Below are 19628 nucleotides of genomic sequence, written 5' to 3'. Positions count from 1 at the left end.
AACAAACTCGCAAGGTGAATTTTATTGGCGACAAGCCAGGAGAATGAAATGACTGATCTGAAAGCAAGCAGCCTGCGTGCACTGAAATTGATGGACCTGACCACTCTGAATGACGACGACACTGACGAGAAAGTGATCGCCCTGTGTCATCAGGCTAAAACTCCGGTCGGCAATACCGCCGCTATCTGCATCTATCCTCGCTTTATCCCGATTGCTCGCAAAACGCTGAAAGAGCAGGGCACCCCGGAAATCCGTATTGCTACGGTAACTAACTTCCCACACGGTAACGACGACATTGACATCGCACTGGCAGAAACCCGTGCGGCAATCGCCTACGGTGCCGATGAAGTTGACGTGGTGTTCCCGTACCGTGCGCTGATGGCGGGTAACGAGCAGGTTGGTTTTGACCTGGTGAAAGCCTGTAAAGAGGCTTGTGCAGCGGCGAATGTGCTGCTGAAAGTGATCATCGAAACCGGTGAACTGAAAGACGAAGCCCTGATCCGCAAAGCATCTGAAATCTCCATCAAAGCGGGTGCTGACTTTATCAAAACCTCTACCGGTAAAGTCGCGGTGAATGCGACGCCTGAAAGCGCGCGCATCATGATGGAAGTCATCCGCGACATGGGCGTAGAAAAAACCGTTGGTTTCAAACCGGCGGGTGGCGTGCGTACTGCGGAAGATGCACAGAAATATCTCGCGATTGCAGATGAACTGTTCGGTGCTGACTGGGCAGATGCACGTCACTATCGCTTTGGCGCTTCCAGCCTGCTGGCAAGCCTGCTGAAAGCTCTGGGCCACGGCGACGGTAAGAGCGCCAGCAGCTACTAAGCTGCCTTTTGCCAGAGGGTGGATGCCGGATGCTACGGGGCGAGTGCCGTGTAGGCATGATAAGAAGCGGTCAGCATCAGGCAATAACAACATCCGCCATCTGGCAACAACGCCTTCAAACTTATTCCACGGGAGGTTACCTTGTTTCTCGCACAAGAAATTATTCGTAAAAAACGTGATGGTCATGCGCTGAGCGATGAAGAAATTCGTTTCTTTATCAACGGCATTCGCGACAATACTATCTCCGAAGGGCAAATTGCCGCCCTCGCGATGACCATTTTCTTCCACGATATGACAATGCCGGAGCGTGTCTCGCTGACGATGGCGATGCGAGATTCAGGAACCGTTCTCGACTGGAAAAGCCTGCATCTGAATGGCCCGATTGTTGATAAACACTCCACCGGCGGCGTCGGCGATGTGACTTCGCTGATGTTAGGACCAATGGTCGCTGCCTGCGGCGGCTATATTCCGATGATCTCCGGTCGCGGCCTCGGTCATACTGGCGGTACGCTCGACAAACTGGAATCAATCCCTGGTTTCGATATCTTCCCGGATGACAACCGTTTCCGCGAAATTATTAAAGACGTCGGCGTGGCGATTATCGGCCAGACCAGCTCACTGGCTCCGGCGGATAAACGTTTCTACGCAACCCGTGATATCACCGCAACCGTGGACTCCATCCCGCTGATCACTGCCTCTATTCTGGCTAAGAAACTGGCGGAAGGGCTGGATGCGTTGGTGATGGACGTGAAAGTCGGTAGCGGCGCGTTTATGCCGACCTACGAACTCTCTGAAGCCCTTGCCGAAGCGATTGTTGGCGTGGCAAATGGCGCTGGCGTGCGCACCACTGCGCTGCTCACCGACATGAATCAGGTGTTGGCCTCCAGTGCCGGTAACGCGGTTGAAGTGCGTGAAGCGGTGCAGTTCCTGACCGGTGAATACCGTAACCCGCGTCTGTTTGATGTCACAATGGCACTGTGCGTGGAGATGCTTATCTCCGGCAAACTGGCGAAAGATGACGCTGAAGCGCGCGCGAAATTGCAGGCGGTGCTGGACAACGGTAAAGCGGCAGAAGTCTTTGGTCGTATGGTGGCGGCACAAAAAGGCCCAACCGACTTCGTTGAGAACTACGCGAAGTATCTGCCGACAGCGATGCTGACGAAAGCAGTCTATGCTGATACCGAAGGTTTTGTCAGTGAAATGGATACCCGCGCGCTGGGGATGGCAGTGGTTGCAATGGGCGGCGGTCGCCGTCAGGCATCTGACACCATCGATTACAGCGTCGGCTTTACTGATATGGCGCGTCTGGGCGACCAGGTAGACGGTCAGCGTCCGCTGGCGGTTGTCCACGCGAAAGACGAAAACAGTTGGCAGGAAGCGGCGAAAGCGGTGAAAGCGGCAATTAAACTTGCCGATAAAGCACCAGAAAGCACACCAACCGTCTATCGTCGTATCAGTGAATAATTGTATACTGATCTGATCATTTAAATTTGAAGCACTGAGTACGGAGAACATATGAAACGTGCATTTATTATGGTGCTGGACTCATTCGGCATCGGCGCTACAGAAGATGCAGAACGCTTTGGTGACGTCGGGGCTGACACCCTGGGTCATATCGCAGAAGCTTGTGCTAAAGGCGAAGCTGATAATGGTCGTAAAGGGCCACTGAATCTGCCAAATCTGACCCGTCTGGGGCTGGCGAAAGCACACGAAGGTTCTACCGGTTTCATTCCGGCAGGAATGGACGGCAACGCTGAAGTTATCGGCGCGTACGCATGGGCGCACGAAATGTCATCCGGTAAAGATACCCCGTCTGGTCACTGGGAAATCGCCGGTGTACCGGTTCTGTTTGAGTGGGGATACTTCTCCGATCATGAAAACAGCTTCCCGCAAGAACTGCTGGATAAACTGGTCGAACGCGCTAATCTGCCGGGTTACCTGGGTAACTGCCACTCTTCCGGTACGGTCATCCTGGATCAACTGGGCGAAGAGCACATGAAAACCGGCAAGCCGATTTTCTATACCTCCGCTGACTCCGTGTTCCAGATTGCCTGCCATGAAGAAACCTTTGGCCTGGATAAACTCTACGAACTGTGCGAAATCGCCCGTGAAGAGCTGACCAACGGCGGCTACAACATCGGTCGCGTTATCGCCCGTCCGTTTATCGGCGACAAAGCCGGTAACTTCCAGCGTACCGGCAACCGTCACGATCTGGCTGTTGAACCGCCAGCACCAACTGTGTTGCAGAAACTGGTTGATGAAAAACACGGCCAGGTGGTTTCTGTCGGTAAAATTGCAGACATCTACGCCAACTGCGGTATCACCAAGAAAGTGAAAGCGACCGGTCTGGACGCGCTGTTTGACGCCACCATTAAAGAGATGAAGGAAGCAGGTGATAACACCATCGTCTTCACCAACTTCGTTGACTTCGACTCTTCCTGGGGGCACCGTCGTGACGTCGCGGGTTATGCTGCGGGTCTGGAACTGTTCGACCGCCGTCTGCCAGAGCTGATGTCACTGCTGCGCGATGACGATATCCTGATCCTCACCGCTGACCACGGTTGCGACCCAACCTGGACTGGTACTGACCACACCCGTGAACACATTCCGGTACTGGTGTATGGCCCGAAAGTAAAACCGGGTTCGCTGGGTCACCGTGAAACCTTCGCGGATATCGGTCAGACTCTGGCAAAATATTTTGGCACTTCTGATATGGAATATGGCAAAGCCATGTTCTGATAATGGGTGCGGCTTGATGCCCTCACCCCGACCCTCTCCCACAGGGAGAGGGTGAAAACATGTTGATAAGGATAAAACAATGGCTACCCCACACATTAATGCAGAAATGGGCGATTTCGCTGACGTAGTTTTGATGCCAGGCGACCCGCTGCGTGCGAAGTATATTGCTGAAACTTTCCTTGAAGATGCCCGTGAAGTGAACAACGTTCGCGGTATGCTGGGCTTCACCGGTACTTACAAAGGCCGCAAAATTTCCGTAATGGGTCACGGTATGGGGATCCCGTCCTGCTCCATCTACACCAAAGAGCTGATCACCGATTTCGGCGTGAAAAAAATCATCCGCGTGGGTTCCTGTGGCGCTGTTCTGCCGCACGTAAAACTGCGTGACGTAGTTATCGGTATGGGTGCCTGCACCGATTCCAAAGTTAACCGCATCCGTTTTAAAGACCATGACTTTGCTGCTATCGCTGACTTTGACATGGTGCGTAACGCGGTAGACGCGGCTAAAGCACTGGGCGTTGATGCTCGCGTTGGTAACCTGTTCTCCGCTGACCTGTTCTACTCTCCGGACGGCGAAATGTTCGACGTGATGGAAAAATACGGCATCCTCGGCGTGGAAATGGAAGCGGCTGGTATCTACGGCGTCGCTGCAGAATTTGGCGCGAAAGCCCTGACCATCTGCACCGTGTCTGACCACATCCGCACTCACGAGCAGACCACTGCCGCTGAGCGTCAGACCACCTTCAACGACATGATCAAAATCGCACTGGAATCCGTTCTGCTGGGCGATAAAGAGTAATTGTTTTTCGCTGAAAGGCGATTGTCGTGTTAAGCCGGAGCGGGAGACTGCTCCGGCTTTTTAGTATCTATTCATTAATAGCGACTGATTTATAGATTTACTATTATTTTTCATGTGGATAGAAAATAAAATCCATTCAAGTATCTATTCATGTATGTTCAGCCGTCATCCATGAAGGGCATATCAGCAACTCTGGTGGACAACCATAAATTCCTGCCATTTTGTTTTTGATGTTTGAGCTAAGCCGCTCCGTCTTTTCTATCCGTTTTAGAGAGTTAATCGAGATACCTAACATTTTACTTAATTCAGCAAGCGATAATTTATGCATGATACGCACAGCGGCTAGCCAGGAAATACGCTGGCTGAACATTAAGTTGATAATCTCCCGTTTCTGCTTTTCCATATCGTTCATATTCGCTTCCTTTGGTATTTTACTCAGCAAGTTACCGCACTGCCCCAGCCATCCACGCCGACAATTCCCGTAGCTCTTTTTCCTGTTCAGGGAAGTCAACCAACAGAGCTTCGCATTCCTGTTGCAGCATATCTGCGCGGTACAGGCAGCCTTGCAGTCGCCCGGCGAGGGCTTCCAGCGGCGCGGGGTTAAGACTGTCGGTAAATACCTGGGCGCGGGTGATATGGCCTTTTTCAACGTCGAAATGCAGTTCTACGCCGCCCCAGGTAAAGCGTTCATCCAGCAGATGCGAGAACGCCGGAGCCTGACCGAAGTTCCACTCCCAGCTACTCTGGCGGGCAAAGGTTTCAGCGAAATTTGGCAAGTCTGGCGTTTTGTCCGGGGAGATGATTTCCGCTTCCACGCTCTCGCCATAATGGGCGAAAAAGGCCTCGGTTATGGCCTCGCAAACCTGCTCATGGGTGATCCCCGGCAGCAGCTCGGTGAGGTTGGTCACGCGGGAACGCACTGAGGTAATGCCTTTCGCCGCCAGTTTCTTTTTATCCGGGTTGAGATAGTTTGCCAGGCGGCTAAGGTCGGCATTGAGCAGCAAGGTGCCGTGGTGGAAGCCACGATCTTTGGTTTCGCGATAGGCCGAGCCTGAGACTTTGCGGTCGCCTTCGGCGGTTTTCACCACCAGATCGTTACGTCCGGAGGCTTCGGCGCTGACGCCAAGCGCGTTCAGCGCATTGAGCACAATCGATGTGGAGATGGTTTTATCGTACTCCGGCTTGCCAGCCATAAAGGTAAAACAGGTATTGCCGAGATCGTGGAACACCGCGCCGCCACCGCTACTGCGCCGCGCCAGTCGGACGTTATCTTCTTCCATCCGCCGGGTATTACACTCTTTCCACGGGTTCTGTGCACGACCAATCACCACGGTGTCGGCATTGCGCCAGAGAAACAGAACGCGCTGCGTGGCGGGCATCTGGCGAAAAATACATTCCTCAACCGCCAGGTTAAACCACGGGTCGTAAGAGTCAGAGATAAGCAGGCGTAATGTGGACATAACGATTTCCTTTCTTGTAGTAATGGGTCACTCTTTTTTCTCGCCTTCTTCCTCTTCCGGCACCGGTTTGCTGGCGGTTAACAGGAAGGGAGATTGCTGCCAGCGGGTGCGCTTACCCTGCAACAACGTGCGGGTCAGCACTACGCCGATTGCCAGTGAGAGCAGCAACATCAGGCGTAAAATGTTAGTGGTGTTATCCACCTGTTGGGCTTCGGTGGCGAGCGTATGGGTGTCGAGTGTCAGGCGCAGATAGCCGAGCGGGCCGTTTTTACCCGCAATTGGCTCGACAATCTGCTGGTTAAAATAGCCGCCTGCTTTTTTACCGTCGAGCGCCAGCCGGTCGCGCACTTCGACGCTTTCGCCAGAACGTGCGATAAGATCGCCTTGTTCGTCATACACACCCGCGTCGAGGATGCGGCTTTCATCCGTTAACTGATCGAGGATCGCCTGAATGCGTTTTTCATCCGGTGAGTCGGTACGCATCAGCGGTGCAACGTTCAGCGTCACCTGACGCGCCAGGGTGCGGGCCAGTTCTTCCAGCTGTGGATTACGCTGTCGCTGGTGGTTTTGACTAAACCATGACGCCCCCTGCATCAGCGCCACTAACAAGGCGAGGCAGAACAGGACAATCACTGCCCGATGCAGCCGGAATTTCAGTTTTGTGCGAGCCATCTTCCACCCTTTGAAAATTTGAGACTTAATGTTGCCAGAAGCAATGGATACAAGGTAGCCTCATGCGTTATTTTCCCTGCTTCGAACGATTTTACAGGAGCCTTAATGCCTAACATTACCTGGTGCGACCTGCCTGAAGATGTCTCTTTATGGCCGGGTCTGCCTCTTTCATTAAGTGGTGATGAAGTGATGCCACTGGATTACCACGCAGGTCGTAGCGGCTGGCTGCTGTATGGTCGTGGGCTGGATAAACAACGACTGACCCAGTACCAGAGCAAACTGGGCGCGGCGATGGTGATTGTTGCCGCCTGGTGCGTGGAAGATTATCAGGTGATTCGTCTGGCTGGTTCGCTCACCGCGCGGGCTACGCGCCTGGCGCATGAAGCACAACTGGATGTTGCTCCGTTGGGGAAAATTCCGCACCTGCGCACGCCGGGTTTGCTGGTGATGGACATGGACTCCACCGCTATCCAGATTGAATGTATTGATGAAATTGCCAAACTGGCCGGAACGGGCGAGATGGTGGCGGAAGTGACAGAACGGGCGATGCGTGGAGAACTTGATTTTACCGCCAGCCTGCGCAGTCGCGTGGCGACGCTGAAAGGCGCTGACGCGAACATTTTGCTTCAGGTACGTGAAAATCTGCCGCTGATGCCAGGCTTAACGCAGTTGGTACTCAAACTGGAAACGCTGGGCTGGAAAGTGGCGATTGCCTCCGGCGGCTTCACCTTCTTTGCCGAATACCTGCGCGACAAGCTGCGCCTGACCGCCGTGGTAGCTAATGAACTGGAGATCATGGACGGTAAATTTACCGGCAATGTGATCGGCGACATTGTAGACGCGCAGTACAAAGCTAATACCCTGACCCGACTGGCACAGGAGTATGAAATCCCGCTGGCGCAGACCGTGGCGATTGGCGATGGTGCCAACGACCTGCCGATGATCAAAGCGGCAGGGCTGGGGATTGCCTACCATGCCAAGCCAAAAGTGAATGAAAAGACGGAAGTCATCATCCGTCACGCTGACCTGATGGGGGTGTTCTGCATCCTCTCCGGCAGCCTGAATCAGAAGTAATTGCACACCCGTCATCCTGCGGGCGGCACAGCATTAACGAGGTACACCGTGGCAAAAGCTCCAAAACGCGCCTTTGTTTGTAATGAATGCGGGGCAGATTATCCGCGCTGGCAAGGGCAGTGCAGCGCCTGTCATGCCTGGAACACCATCACCGAGGTGCGTCTTGCTGCGTCGCCAACGGTGGCGCGTAACGAGCGTCTCAGTGGCTATGCCGGTAGCGCCGGAGTGGCGAAAGTCCAGAAACTGTCGGATATCAGCCTTGAGGAATTGCCGCGTTTTTCTACCGGATTTAAAGAGTTCGACCGCGTATTAGGCGGCGGGGTGGTGCCGGGAAGCGCCATTCTGATTGGCGGTAACCCTGGTGCCGGTAAATCCACGCTGCTGCTGCAAACGCTGTGCAAACTGGCGCAGCAGATGAAAACGCTGTATGTCACTGGCGAAGAGTCGCTGCAACAGGTGGCAATGCGCGCTCATCGCCTTGGCCTGCCGACCGATAATCTTAATATGCTGTCTGAAACCAGCATCGAACAAATCTGCCTGATTGCCGAAGAAGAGCAACCGAAGCTGATGGTAATTGACTCGATCCAGGTGATGCATATGGCGGATGTTCAGTCATCGCCAGGCAGCGTGGCGCAGGTGCGTGAAACGGCGGCTTATCTGACGCGATTCGCCAAAACACGCGGCGTGGCGATTGTCATGGTCGGGCACGTAACCAAAGATGGCTCGCTGGCTGGTCCGAAAGTGCTGGAACACTGTATTGACTGTTCGGTGCTGTTGGACGGCGACGCCGACTCCCGTTTCCGCACCTTGCGTAGCCATAAAAACCGCTTCGGCGCGGTGAATGAGCTGGGTGTATTCGCGATGACCGAGCAGGGACTGCGTGAAGTCAGCAATCCTTCGGCAATCTTCTTAAGCCGTGGCGATGAAGTGACCTCTGGCAGTTCAGTTATGGTGGTATGGGAAGGGACGCGCCCGCTGCTGGTGGAGATTCAGGCGCTGGTCGATCATTCGATGATGGCGAATCCGCGCCGCGTGGCGGTCGGGCTGGAGCAAAACCGTCTGGCAATCCTGCTGGCGGTGCTGCACCGTCACGGTGGGTTGCAAATGGCCGATCAGGATGTATTTGTTAACGTGGTCGGCGGCGTGAAGGTGACGGAAACCAGCGCCGACTTAGCGTTACTGCTGGCGATGGTTTCCAGCCTGCGTGACAGACCGCTGCCGCAGGATCTGGTGGTGTTTGGCGAAGTGGGGCTGGCAGGGGAGATTCGCCCGGTGCCCAGCGGTCAGGAACGAATCTCTGAAGCGGCGAAACACGGTTTTCGCCGGGCGATTGTTCCGGCGGCCAACGTGCCGAAAAAAGCGCCGGAAGGGATGCAGATTTTTGGCGTTAAAAAACTCTCCGACGCGCTTAGCGTGTTCGACGACTTATAATGAGAGATACGGAGGGAGATATGTCGTCATTTGATTACCTGAAAACCGCTATTAAGCAACAAGGCTGCACGTTACAGCAGGTGGCTGATGCCAGCGGTATGACCAAAGGGTATTTAAGCCAGTTACTGAATGCCAAAATCAAAAGCCCCAGCGCACAAAAGCTGGAGGCGTTGCACCGTTTTTTGGGGCTTGAGTTTCCCCGACAGAAGAAAACCATTGGTGTGGTATTCGGTAAGTTCTACCCGCTGCATACCGGACATATCTACCTTATCCAGCGCGCCTGTAGCCAGGTTGATGAGCTGCATATCATTATGGGCTTTGACGATACTCGCGACCGCGCGTTATTTGAAGACAGCGCCATGTCGCAGCAGCCAACGGTGCCGGATCGTCTGCGCTGGTTATTGCAAACCTTTAAATATCAGAAAAATATCCGCATTCATGCCTTCAACGAAGAGGGCATGGAGCCGTATCCGCACGGTTGGGATGTGTGGAGCAACGGCATCAAAAAGTTTATGGCTGAAAAAGGCATTCAGCCGGATCTGATCTACACCTCGGAAGAGACCGACGCACCACAGTACCTGGAGCATCTGGGGATCGAAACGGTGCTTATCGATCCGAAACGTACCTTTATGAGTATCAGCGGTGCGCAGATCCGCGAAAACCCGTTCCGCTACTGGGAATATATTCCTACCGAAGTGAAGCCGTTCTTTGTGCGCACCGTGGCGATCCTCGGCGGCGAGTCGAGCGGTAAATCTACCCTGGTAAACAAACTCGCCAACATCTTCAACACCACCAGTGCGTGGGAGTTTGGTCGTGATTATGTCTTTTCACACCTTGGCGGAGATGAGATTGCGTTGCAGTATTCCGACTACGATAAAATCGCGCTGGGTCACGCACAATATATTGATTTTGCAGTTAAATATGCCAATAAAGTGGCGTTTATCGACACCGATTTTGTGACAACGCAGGCGTTCTGCAAAAAGTACGAAGGGCGTGAGCATCCGTTCGTGCAGGCGCTGATCGATGAATACCGTTTTGATCTGGTGATCCTGCTGGAGAACAACACGCCGTGGGTGGCGGATGGTTTACGCAGCCTCGGTAGTTCGGTGGATCGTAAAGAGTTCCAGAATCTGCTGGTGGAAATGCTGGAAGAGAACAATATCGAATTTGTGCGGGTTGAAGAGGACGATTACGACAGCCGTTTCCTGCGCTGCGTGGAGCTGGTGCGGGAGATGATGGGGGAGCAGGGTTAAGACCCAATGCCTGATGCGACGCTGACGCGTCTTATCAGGCCTACTGTTTTGCAACCTATTGAAATCACTGGGCTTGTAGGCCGGATAAGGCGTTCACGCCGCATCCGGCATCTTACAAATTACTTCGCAATACGCTTGTACTTGATACGCTTCGGCTCCAGCGCGTCTGCGCCCAGCGTGCGTTTCTTATACTCTTCGTACTCGGTAAAGTTACCTTCGAAGAACTCGACTTTACCTTCATCCTGGTAATCCAGAATGTGCGTCGCGATACGGTCGAGGAACCAACGGTCGTGCGAGATAACCATCGCGCAGCCCGGGAACTCCAGCAGGGCGTTTTCCAGCGCACGCAGGGTTTCGATATCCAGATCGTTGGTCGGTTCGTCGAGCAGCAGCATGTTGCCGCCAACCTGCAGCAGCTTCGCCAGATGCAGACGACCGCGCTCACCACCGGAAAGTTCGCCAACGCGTTTACCCTGATCAACCCCTTTAAAGTTAAAGCGGCCTACGTAGGCACGGCTCGGCATCTCGGTGTTACCGATCTTCATGATATCCAGCCCGCCGGAAACTTCTTCCCAAACGGTTTTGCTGTTATCCATTGAGTCACGGAACTGATCAACAGACGCCAGTTTCACCGTTTCACCTAAAGTGATGGTGCCGCTGTCCGGCTGTTCCTGACCAGAGATCATACGGAACAGGGTCGATTTACCCGCACCGTTCGGCCCGATGATCCCGACGATTGCCCCTTTCGGGATCGAGAAGCTCAGGGAGTCAATCAGCAGGCGATCGCCGTAGGATTTACGCAGGTTGCTGACTTCCAACACTTTATCGCCCAGACGCGGTCCAGGTGGAATAAACAGTTCGTTGGTTTCGTTACGTTTCTGGTATTCGGTGTTGTTCAGCTCTTCAAAGCGCGCCAGACGTGCTTTACCTTTCGACTGACGGCCTTTAGTCCCCTGACGTACCCACTCCAGCTCTTTTTCAATCGACTTACGACGTGCTGCTTCTTGCGAAGCTTCCTGCGCCAGACGCTGATCTTTCTGCTCCAGCCAGGAGGAGTAGTTACCTTCCCACGGAATACCTTCGCCACGGTCAAGTTCGAGGATCCAGCCCGCAACGTTATCGAGGAAGTAACGGTCGTGGGTAATCGCCACAACGGTGCCTTCGAAGTCGTGCAGGAAGCGTTCCAGCCACGCTACGGATTCGGCATCTAGGTGGTTAGTTGGTTCGTCGAGCAGCAGCATGTCTGGTTTTTCCAGCAGCAGGCGGCACAACGCCACGCGACGACGCTCACCACCGGAGAGGTTAGCGATTTTCGCCTCCCAGTCCGGCAGACGCAGCGCATCTGCTGCACGTTCCAGTTGCACGTTCAGGTTATGACCGTCGTGAGCCTGAATGATCTCTTCCAGACGGCCTTGTTCAGCGGCCAGCTTGTCGAAATCGGCATCCGGATCGGCGTATAACGCATACACTTCATCCAGACGTTTCAGGGCGTTAACCACTTCAGAAACCGCCTCTTCAATGGACTCACGCACGGTGTGTTCCGGGTTTAGCTGCGGTTCCTGCGGCAGATAACCAATCTTGATATCCGGCTGCGGACGCGCTTCGCCTTCGATGTCTTTATCGATGCCCGCCATAATGCGCAGCAGGGTAGATTTACCGGCGCCGTTCAGACCCAGGACGCCGATTTTTGCCCCAGGGAAGAAACTCAGAGAGATGTTTTTCAAAATATGACGTTTCGGCGGAACAACTTTGCCGACACGATGCATGGTATAAACGAATTGAGCCACGTTGGACTTCGCCTCTATGTTTATCGTGATGATGAGTTTTCAAAGGCGAAGTGTAGCCTGTTTCCTTATCTAATCCCAGCCGGTCGATCACCCTCGCAGTAAAAGTAAAAAAGTGTCCATAACGTGGCACAAACGGCAATGACTGGTTAGCATAAATCTATTAGGCGGCATGACGCTGCATTGATGTATTTACACTTAGAGGATGCGCTTGTGGAAAAAGCCAAACAAGTTACCTGGCGGCTGTTGGCTGCCGGTGTCTGTCTGCTGACGGTCAGCAGCGTGGCGCGAGCCGACTCACTGGATGAGCAGCGTAGCCGTTACGCGCAAATCAAGCAGGCCTGGGATAATCGACAAATGGATGTGGTCGAACAAATGATGCCTGGACTGAAGGATTATCCGCTTTATCCCTACCTGGAATACCGCCAGATTACCGATGACCTGATGAATCAACCGGCGGTCAAGGTCACTAACTTTGTTCGCGCTAACCCCACGCTTCCTCCCGCTCGCACGCTACAATCTCGCTTCGTCAATGAACTGGCGCGGCGTGAAGACTGGCGTGGTCTGTTAGCTTTTAGCCCGGAAAAACCAGGGACTACCGAAGCGCAATGTAATTATTACTATGCGAAATGGAATATCGGGCAGAGCGAAGAAGCCTGGCAGGGGGCGAAAGAACTTTGGCTAACCGGAAAGAGTCAGCCTAACGCTTGCGATAAGTTATTTAGCGTCTGGCGCGCGTCCGGTAAGCAAGAACCACTGGCTTATTTAGAGCGTATCCGCCTGGCGATGAAAGCGGGCAATACCGGGCTGGTGACGGTACTCGCAGGGCAGATGCCTGCCGATTATCAAACTATCGCCTCGGCGATTATTTCGCTGGCGAACGATCCTAATACAGTGCTGACCTTCGCGCGTACTACCGGAGCGACTGATTTTACCCGCCAGATGGCAGCGGTGGCGTTTGCCAGCGTGGCGCGCCAGGATGCAGAAAACGCACGGCTGATGATCCCGTCACTTGCCCAAGCGCAGCAGCTTAATGAAGATCAGATTCAGGAGCTACGCGATATCGTCGCCTGGCGTCTGATGGGCAACGACGTCACCGACGAGCAGGCGAAATGGCGCGATGACGCCATTATGCGTTCGCAATCCACGTCGTTAATTGAACGACGCGTGCGGATGGCGCTTGGCACTGGCGACCGTTCTGGCCTGAATACCTGGCTGGCACGCTTGCCGATGGAAGCGAAAGAGAAAGATGAATGGCGTTACTGGCAGGCGGATTTACTGCTGGAACGCGGTCGTGAAGCGGAAGCAAAAGAGATTTTGCATCAACTCATGCAACAGCGTGGTTTCTACCCGATGGTTGCTGCACAGCGGATCGGCGAAGAGTATGAGCTGAAGATTGATAAAGCGCCGCAGAATGTTGACAGCGCCCTGACTCAGGGGTCGGAGATGGCGCGCGTGCGCGAGTTGATGTACTGGAATCTCGATAATACCGCGCGTAGCGAGTGGGCCAATCTTGTGAAGAGCAAGTCAAAAGCAGAGCAGGCTCAACTGGCGCGATATGCTTTCAATAACCAATGGTGGGATCTTAGCGTTCAGGCAACGATCGCCGGGAAGCTGTGGGATCATCTGGAAGAGCGATTCCCGCTGGCCTACAACGATCTTTTCAAACGCTACACCAATGGCAAAGATATCCCGCAAAGCTATGCAATGGCGATTGCCCGCCAGGAGAGCGCCTGGAATCCGAAAGTGAAGTCGCCGGTAGGCGCCAGCGGCCTGATGCAGATTATGCCTGGCACAGCGACCCATACGGTGAAGATGTTCTCAATTCCAGGTTACAGCAGCCCAGGACAATTGCTTGATCCGGAAACGAACATCAACATTGGCACCAGTTACCTGCAATATGTTTATCAGCAGTTTGGTAATAACCGCATTTTCTCATCGGCAGCCTATAACGCGGGACCAGGGAGAGTGCGTACCTGGCTTGGCAACAGCGCCGGACGTATCGACGCGGTGGCGTTTGTCGAGAGTATCCCGTTCTCCGAGACGCGCGGTTATGTGAAGAACGTGCTGGCTTATGACGCGTACTATCGCTATTTCATGGGCGATAAACCGACGCTTTTGAGCGCCACAGAATGGGGGCGTCGTTACTGAACCGCCCGTTTATGATATGCTATCGTACTCTTTTGCGAGTACAACCGGGGGAGGCATCAGGCTTTCCCCGCTAACAATGGCGACACACTATGGCTCAACAATCACCCTATTCAGCAGCGATGGCAGAACAGCGTCACCAGGAGTGGTTACGTTTTGTTGACCTGCTTAAGAATGCCTACGAAAACGATCTCCATTTACCGTTGCTAAACCTGATGCTGACGCCGGATGAGCGCGAAGCGTTGGGGACTCGCGTGCGTATCGTAGAAGAGTTGTTGCGCGGTGAAATGAGCCAGCGTGAGTTAAAAAATGAACTCGGCGCGGGCATTGCGACCATTACTCGTGGATCTAACAGTCTGAAAGCCGCGCCTGTCGAATTGCGCCAGTGGCTGGAAGAAGTGCTGCTGAAAAGCGATTGATTTTGTAGGCCTGATAAGACGCGTCAGCGTCGCATCAGGCATTGCGCACCGAATGCCGGATGCGTCGTGAACGCCTTATCCGTCCTACAATGGCTGATATACCGCATTATGAAACGGACTTAGCGCCAGGATCACCGCCTGGTGATAGACGCTGGCGCGGGTGAGTTTCCCGGCGGTAAACACGCCGATCGCACCCTCTTTACGGCCAATCTCATCAATGCCGGTATAACGCGACATCACGGGGCCAAGCGCCTCGCCCTCACGCACTTTCTCCAGAATTACCGCAGGTAACGGCAAAGTTGCCGAACGCGCTTCACCGCGCTGGCTCGCGTTTTCAATCACCACCCAACTGAAGGTGCTGTCACCATCAATACCCGCTTCAATTGCTACCCAAAAATCAGCCTCTGGGCGTAAACGACGAGAATTTGCTACCCGATTTCGTGCGCCAGCGCGCGTTTCCTCACTGCCAAAGGGCTGTTCTGGTACGCCGCTCTCGACGGCAACGGACTCAATGTGGCAGGATCCTTCGCCGAAGATCTCGTGAAATGCCTGCAGAATGGCCTGAATTTTAGCGGGATTAGTGGTCGCACAGACAACATGGTGCATAATCAGGATTACTCACAAAATTAACATTAAAGCAGTATACGGAAAAAAAGCATGTTACAGGTATACCTTGTCCGCCACGGTGAAACACAGTGGAACGCCGAGCGACGTATTCAGGGCCAGTCTGACAGCCCGCTGACTGCAAAAGGTGAGCAACAGGCAATGCAGGTGGCGAACCGTGCCAAAGAGCTTGGCATTACGCATATCATCAGTAGTGATTTAGGCCGCACCCGGCGTACGGCGGAAATCATCGCCCAGGCTTGTGGTTGTGACATCATCTTTGATTCCCGCTTGCGTGAGTTAAATATGGGCGTGCTGGAGAAAAGACACATTGACTCTCTGACTGAAGAAGAAGAGAACTGGCGTCGTCAGCTCGTCAATGGCACCGTTGACGGGCGTATTCCTGAAGGCGAGTCGATGCAGGAACTTAGCGATCGCGTTAACGCAGCACTGGAATCTTGTCGGGATTTACCACCGGGAAGTCGACCACTGCTGGTGAGTCACGGTATCGCGCTGGGATGCCTGGTGAGTACCATTCTGGGCTTACCGGCATGGGCAGAACGCCGCTTACGTCTGCGTAACTGTTCTATTTCGCGCGTGGATTATCAGGAAAGCCTGTGGCTGGCATCTGGCTGGGTAGTTGAAACCGCAGGGGACATCTCGCATCTGGACGCCCCTGCATTAGACGAGCTACAGCGTTAACGACGTATTGGAATAAGCAGCTCGCAGCGCAGATTAATTGGGCGATCTCCCGCTTTGGCATCTTCTGCCGGGTAGTATCGCTCAATATCCTGACCTTTACGGCGGGTCAGGTTGAGCATCGGCATACAGGTTCCGTATACCGTCAGAATAAACTCCTGCACGCCGGTTCCCAGACCTTCGTAGGTAAACATCACATAGTCGCCACCCTGCAACAGTACCGGATGTCCCGTCAGTACATAGCCGTCAGCTTGATCCCGAGCCAGAGCCGTGGTGTAAAACACTTCTTGCTCGTCATCTTTATCCTGGCTTGGACGCGTTTCGTTCAAACCGTAAAGCACTGGTGGAATGGTCGGCGAGTTGCCGAGAAAATCGTGCCAGAACTGGTAGCGCATTTCGTGGCGGAAATCAGAGATTTGCTCCAGCGAACAGGAGTAGCTCTGGGTAACACCAATCAGCGGCGTATCTTCCAGGGTGACAAATTTGTGCTCTGGCATGGTAAATTCACCCAGACGCAGCGGCGGGCGAATACCAAAGGCGCTCCATTCAGGAGAACGGCGGTAAAGTGCGGGAGTCTGGGCAAACTGCTTCTTGAATGCGCGGGTAAATGTCTGTTGAGAGTCGAAGCGGTATTGCAGCGCGATATCCAGAATCGGACGCGCAGTCAGGCGTAGTGCGACCGCCGATTTCGACAAACGACGAGCACGAATATACGCGCCAATAGCATGGCCAGTGACATCTTTAAACATTCTCTGTAAGTGCCACTTGGAATAACCTGCTTTCGCCGCTACATTGTCGAGCGACAGGGGCTGATCCAGATGACCTTCCAGCCAGATTAAAAGGTCGCGAATAATGCCGGCCTGATCCATAAAATATCCTCATCCTTTCAACAACGAGCACCTGACATCAGGTAATTGGATAATAGCATTTTTTGTTGTTTTAGCATTCAGTGTTTTTTTTCTTAGCAGAGTATGTTTTAGGTCTTGACGGAGATAAAAATATTGAATTTTTGTTCTTAATCAATATGTTATTTATCATGACGAACTAATTGCTCAGTGTAACTTATAAAAATGGTAACAATATGAAATACAAGCATTTGATCTTGTCCTTAAGCCTGATAATGCTGGGACCATTGGCTCATGCGGAAGAAATTGGTTCGGTCGACACCGTATTTAAAATGATCGGCCCGGATCACAAAATTGTCGTGGAAGCCTTTGACGATCCCGATGTAAAAAATGTCACTTGTTATGTGAGTCGGGCGAAAACCGGCGGTATTAAAGGGGGATTAGGTCTGGCGGAAGATACTTCCGATGCGGCCATTTCCTGCCAGCAGGTAGGGCCGATTGAACTGTCGGATCGCATTAAAAACGGCAAAGCTCAGGGCGAGGTAGTATTCAAAAAACGCACGTCCCTGGTCTTTAAGTCGTTACAGGTCGTGCGCTTTTATGATGCCAAACGCAACGCGCTCGCTTATCTGGCTTACTCCGACAAAGTTGTCGATGGTTCGCCGAAAAACGCGATTAGCGCGGTTCCTGTTATGCCGTGGCGGCAATAACAGAGGCGATTTATGCAACGGGAAACGGTCTGGTTAGTGGAAGATGAGCAAGGGATAGCCGACACGCTGGTCTACATGTTGCAGCAGGAAGGTTTTGCCGTCGAGGTCTTTGAGCGAGGCTTACCGGCGCTGGATAAAGCGCGCCAGCAGGTTCCTGACGTTATCATTCTCGATGTCGGCCTGCCTGATATTAGCGGTTTCGAACTGTGTCGCCAGTTGCTGGCGCTCCATCCTGCGTTGCCTGTACTGTTTCTGACCGCCCGTAGTGAAGAGGTGGATCGCCTGCTTGGGCTGGAGATTGGCGCTGACGACTACGTGGCTAAACCGTTTTCACCTCGCGAAGTGTGCGCCAGGGTGCGCACCTTACTGCGTCGGGTGAAGAAGTTTTCTACGCCGTCTCCCGTCATCCGTATTGGTCATTTTGAACTGAATGAACCTGCGGCGCAGATCAGCTGGTTTGACACGCCATTAACGCTGACGCGGTACGAATTTCTGTTGTTGAAAACGTTACTCAAGTCGCCAGGCCGCGTCTGGTCACGCCAGCAATTGATGGATAGCGTCTGGGAAGATGCACAGGACACTTACGATCGCACTGTCGATACTCACATCAAAACGCTGCGCGCCAAACTGCGCGCTATAAATCCCGACCTTTCGCCAATTAATACTCATCGCGGAATGGGATACAGCCTGAGGAGCCTGTAATGCGCATCGGGATGCGCCTGTTGCTGGGCTATTTTTTACTGGTGGCGGTGGCAGCCTGGTTCGTACTGGCAATTTTTGTCAAAGAAGTTAAACCGGGTGTGCGAAGGGCGACGGAAGGTACGCTGATCGACACCGCAACGTTGCTGGCGGAGCTGGCGCGTCCCGATTTGCTCTCTGGCGACCCCGAGCATGGACAACTGGCGCAGGCGTTTAACCAGCTACAAAATCGCCCGTTTCGCGCCAATATCGGCGGCATTAACAAAGTGCGCAATGAATACCATGTCTATATGACTGATGCGCAGGGCAAAGTATTGTTCGATTCGGCAAACAAAGCCGTGGGACAGGATTATTCCCGCTGGAATGATGTCTGGCTAACGTTGCGTGGTCAGTATGGTGCGCGCAGCACGTTGCAAAATCCTGCCGACCCCGAAAGTTCTGTGATGTATGTCGCCGCGCCGATTATGGACGGTTCACGGCTTATTGGCGTTTTGAGCGTAGGCAAACCGAACGCGGCGATGGCACCGGTCATTAAACGCAGCGAGCGACGAATTTTATGGGCGAGTACCATTTTGCTGGGGATTGCGCTGGTGATTGGCGCGGGAATGGTTTGGTGGATCAACCGCTCCATTGCCCGACTCACCCGCTATGCTGATTCCGTTACCGACAATAAACCCGTTCCTCTCCCTGAACTCGGCAGTAGCGAGCTGCGTAAGTTAGCGCAGGCGCTGGAAAGTATGCGCGTGAAGCTGGAAGGGAAAAACTATATTGAGCAGTATGTTTACGCATTAACGCATGAGCTAAAAAGCCCACTGGCGGCGATTCGTGGCGCAGCGGAAATTTTACGTGAAGGCCCGCCGCCAGAAGTGGTGGCTCGCTTTACCGATAATATTTTGACGCAAAATGCGCGAATGCAGGCACTGGTGGAAACGTTATTACGCCAGGCAAGACTGGAGAATCGCCAGGAAGTGGTTCTTTCTGCGGTTGACGTAGCGGCATTATTTAACCGCATCAGCGAAGCGCGCACCGTGCAGTTGGCAGAAAAAAATATCACTCTGCATGTTATGCCTACAGAGGTTAAGGTTGCTGCTGAACCTGCGTTACTGGAGCAGGCGCTGGGGAATTTACTGGATAACGCCATCGATTTTACCCCCGAGAGCGGTCGCATAACGCTAAGCGCCGAAGTGGATCAGGAACACGTTACGCTTAAGGTGCAGGATACCGGCAGTGGTATTCCTGACTACGCGCTGTCGCGCATTTTTGAACGCTTTTACTCTTTACCGCGTGCAAATGGGCAAAAAAGCAGTGGTCTTGGGTTGGCGTTTGTCAGCGAAGTTGCCCGTTTGCTCAATGGCGAAGTCACGCTGCACAACATGCCGGAAAGCGGTGTGCTGGCCTCGCTTCGGCTTCACCGTCACTTCACATAACTTCAAATTCTTCCCACATAGCCTTCATACACTGCCGT

At 53.4% G+C, this 19628-nt stretch carries 19 protein-coding genes; 13 read left to right on the top strand and 6 right to left on the bottom strand.

Annotation, left to right across the window (positions count from 1 at the left end):
- Window positions 1-48: 48 nt before the first annotated feature.
- From deoC to deoD, 4 genes are all read left to right on the top strand, one after another.
- Complete coding sequence (deoC, locus tag LG381_RS01080; RefSeq protein ID WP_001298497.1) at window positions 49-828, top strand: deoxyribose-phosphate aldolase; 780 nt, start codon at window positions 49-51, stop codon at window positions 826-828.
- 141 nt (window positions 829-969) lie between these two features.
- Window positions 970-2292 carry a thymidine phosphorylase gene (gene deoA / locus LG381_RS01075; RefSeq protein ID WP_000477816.1) on the top strand — a complete coding sequence of 441 codons (1323 nt, stop codon included), beginning with the start codon at window positions 970-972 and terminating at the stop codon, window positions 2290-2292.
- 51 nt (window positions 2293-2343) lie between these two features.
- Window positions 2344-3567 (top strand): phosphopentomutase, encoded by a 1224-nt coding sequence (gene deoB / locus LG381_RS01070; RefSeq protein ID WP_000816471.1) that lies wholly within the window; start codon window positions 2344-2346, stop codon window positions 3565-3567.
- 79 nt (window positions 3568-3646) lie between these two features.
- Window positions 3647-4366 carry a purine-nucleoside phosphorylase gene (gene deoD / locus LG381_RS01065; RefSeq protein WP_000224879.1) on the top strand — a complete coding sequence of 240 codons (720 nt, stop codon included), beginning with the start codon at window positions 3647-3649 and terminating at the stop codon, window positions 4364-4366.
- 148 nt (window positions 4367-4514) lie between these two features.
- On the opposite strand, the gene LG381_RS01060 is transcribed toward deoD, so the two are convergent.
- The 3 genes from LG381_RS01060 to LG381_RS01050 are packed head-to-tail and all read right to left on the bottom strand — an operon-like array spanning window position 4515 to window position 6498.
- Window positions 4515-4778: a helix-turn-helix domain-containing protein gene (locus LG381_RS01060; protein WP_000999212.1), complete on the bottom strand. Its 264-nt coding sequence runs from the start codon at window positions 4776-4778 to the stop codon at window positions 4515-4517.
- Between the two features lie 31 nt (window positions 4779-4809).
- The gene (lplA, locus tag LG381_RS01055) at window positions 4810-5826 is read right to left on the bottom strand and encodes a lipoate--protein ligase LplA (protein ID WP_032224336.1); all 1017 of its coding nucleotides are present in this window, start codon (window positions 5824-5826) and stop codon (window positions 4810-4812) included.
- A gap of 27 nt (window positions 5827-5853) precedes the next feature.
- Window positions 5854-6498, bottom strand: a complete 645-nt coding sequence (locus LG381_RS01050; protein ID WP_000124613.1) for a YtjB family periplasmic protein — start codon at window positions 6496-6498, stop codon at window positions 5854-5856.
- A 105-nt stretch (window positions 6499-6603) separates the two neighbouring features.
- Between LG381_RS01050 and serB the strand changes: the two genes are divergently transcribed.
- From serB to nadR, 3 genes are read left to right on the top strand one after another with little or no spacing between them, the layout of a single operon-like run.
- On the top strand, window positions 6604-7572 hold the full coding sequence (gene serB, locus LG381_RS01045) for a phosphoserine phosphatase (RefSeq protein WP_225761924.1): 969 nt from the start codon (window positions 6604-6606) through the stop codon (window positions 7570-7572).
- Window positions 7573-7620: 48 nt separating this feature from the next.
- Window positions 7621-9003 carry a DNA repair protein RadA gene (radA, locus tag LG381_RS01040; protein WP_001029698.1) on the top strand — a complete coding sequence of 461 codons (1383 nt, stop codon included), beginning with the start codon at window positions 7621-7623 and terminating at the stop codon, window positions 9001-9003.
- A gap of 20 nt (window positions 9004-9023) precedes the next feature.
- Entirely contained in the window at window positions 9024-10256 is a 1233-nt protein-coding gene (gene nadR / locus LG381_RS01035; protein ID WP_000093819.1) for a multifunctional transcriptional regulator/nicotinamide-nucleotide adenylyltransferase/ribosylnicotinamide kinase NadR, read from the top strand.
- Window positions 10257-10375: 119 nt separating this feature from the next.
- On the opposite strand, the gene ettA is transcribed toward nadR, so the two are convergent.
- Window positions 10376-12043, bottom strand: coding sequence for an energy-dependent translational throttle protein EttA (gene ettA / locus LG381_RS01030; RefSeq protein WP_000046760.1), 1668 nt, complete (start codon window positions 12041-12043; stop codon window positions 10376-10378).
- A 210-nt stretch (window positions 12044-12253) separates the two neighbouring features.
- Between ettA and sltY the strand changes: the two genes are divergently transcribed.
- Together sltY and trpR are read left to right on the top strand one after the other, a co-directional pair.
- Window positions 12254-14191 (top strand): murein transglycosylase, encoded by a 1938-nt coding sequence (gene sltY / locus LG381_RS01025; protein ID WP_000409436.1) that lies wholly within the window; start codon window positions 12254-12256, stop codon window positions 14189-14191.
- A gap of 89 nt (window positions 14192-14280) precedes the next feature.
- Window positions 14281-14607 carry a trp operon repressor gene (gene trpR / locus LG381_RS01020; protein WP_000068670.1) on the top strand — a complete coding sequence of 109 codons (327 nt, stop codon included), beginning with the start codon at window positions 14281-14283 and terminating at the stop codon, window positions 14605-14607.
- A gap of 84 nt (window positions 14608-14691) precedes the next feature.
- Here the strand turns inward: trpR and yjjX are convergent, their stop codons facing one another.
- Complete coding sequence (gene yjjX / locus LG381_RS01015; RefSeq protein ID WP_032224345.1) at window positions 14692-15213, bottom strand: inosine/xanthosine triphosphatase; 522 nt, start codon at window positions 15211-15213, stop codon at window positions 14692-14694.
- A gap of 51 nt (window positions 15214-15264) precedes the next feature.
- Here yjjX and gpmB point away from each other — a divergent pair, with 51 nt between their 5' ends.
- A complete protein-coding gene (gene gpmB / locus LG381_RS01010) occupies window positions 15265-15912 on the top strand; it encodes a 2,3-diphosphoglycerate-dependent phosphoglycerate mutase GpmB (protein ID WP_000942335.1) in 648 nt (215 codons plus the stop codon).
- Here gpmB and robA read toward each other — a convergent pair.
- Window positions 15909-16778 (bottom strand): MDR efflux pump AcrAB transcriptional activator RobA, encoded by an 870-nt coding sequence (gene robA, locus LG381_RS01005; RefSeq protein ID WP_000371672.1) that lies wholly within the window; start codon window positions 16776-16778, stop codon window positions 15909-15911. The two genes, gpmB and robA, sit on opposite strands and share 4 nt — an antisense overlap.
- 212 nt (window positions 16779-16990) lie before the next feature.
- Here robA and creA point away from each other — a divergent pair, with 212 nt between their 5' ends.
- From creA to creC, 3 genes are read left to right on the top strand one after another with little or no spacing between them, the layout of a single operon-like run.
- Window positions 16991-17464 carry a protein CreA gene (gene creA, locus LG381_RS01000; protein WP_000875485.1) on the top strand — a complete coding sequence of 158 codons (474 nt, stop codon included), beginning with the start codon at window positions 16991-16993 and terminating at the stop codon, window positions 17462-17464.
- A gap of 12 nt (window positions 17465-17476) precedes the next feature.
- Window positions 17477-18166: a two-component system response regulator CreB gene (creB, locus tag LG381_RS00995; RefSeq protein WP_225761923.1), complete on the top strand. Its 690-nt coding sequence runs from the start codon at window positions 17477-17479 to the stop codon at window positions 18164-18166.
- Window positions 18166-19590 (top strand): two-component system sensor histidine kinase CreC, encoded by a 1425-nt coding sequence (gene creC, locus LG381_RS00990; RefSeq protein ID WP_001219558.1) that lies wholly within the window; start codon window positions 18166-18168, stop codon window positions 19588-19590. The genes creB and creC overlap by 1 nt, the downstream gene beginning before the upstream one ends.
- Window positions 19591-19628: the final 38 nt, after the last annotated feature.

The sequence above is a fragment of the Escherichia sp. Marseille-Q3837 genome (assembly GCF_916618735.1).
GTDB classification, from domain to species: Bacteria; Pseudomonadota; Gammaproteobacteria; order Enterobacterales; family Enterobacteriaceae; genus Escherichia; species Escherichia ruysiae.
Note: the sequence above shows the minus strand (reverse complement) of the source record. Positions and strands in the feature narration are given on the sequence as shown.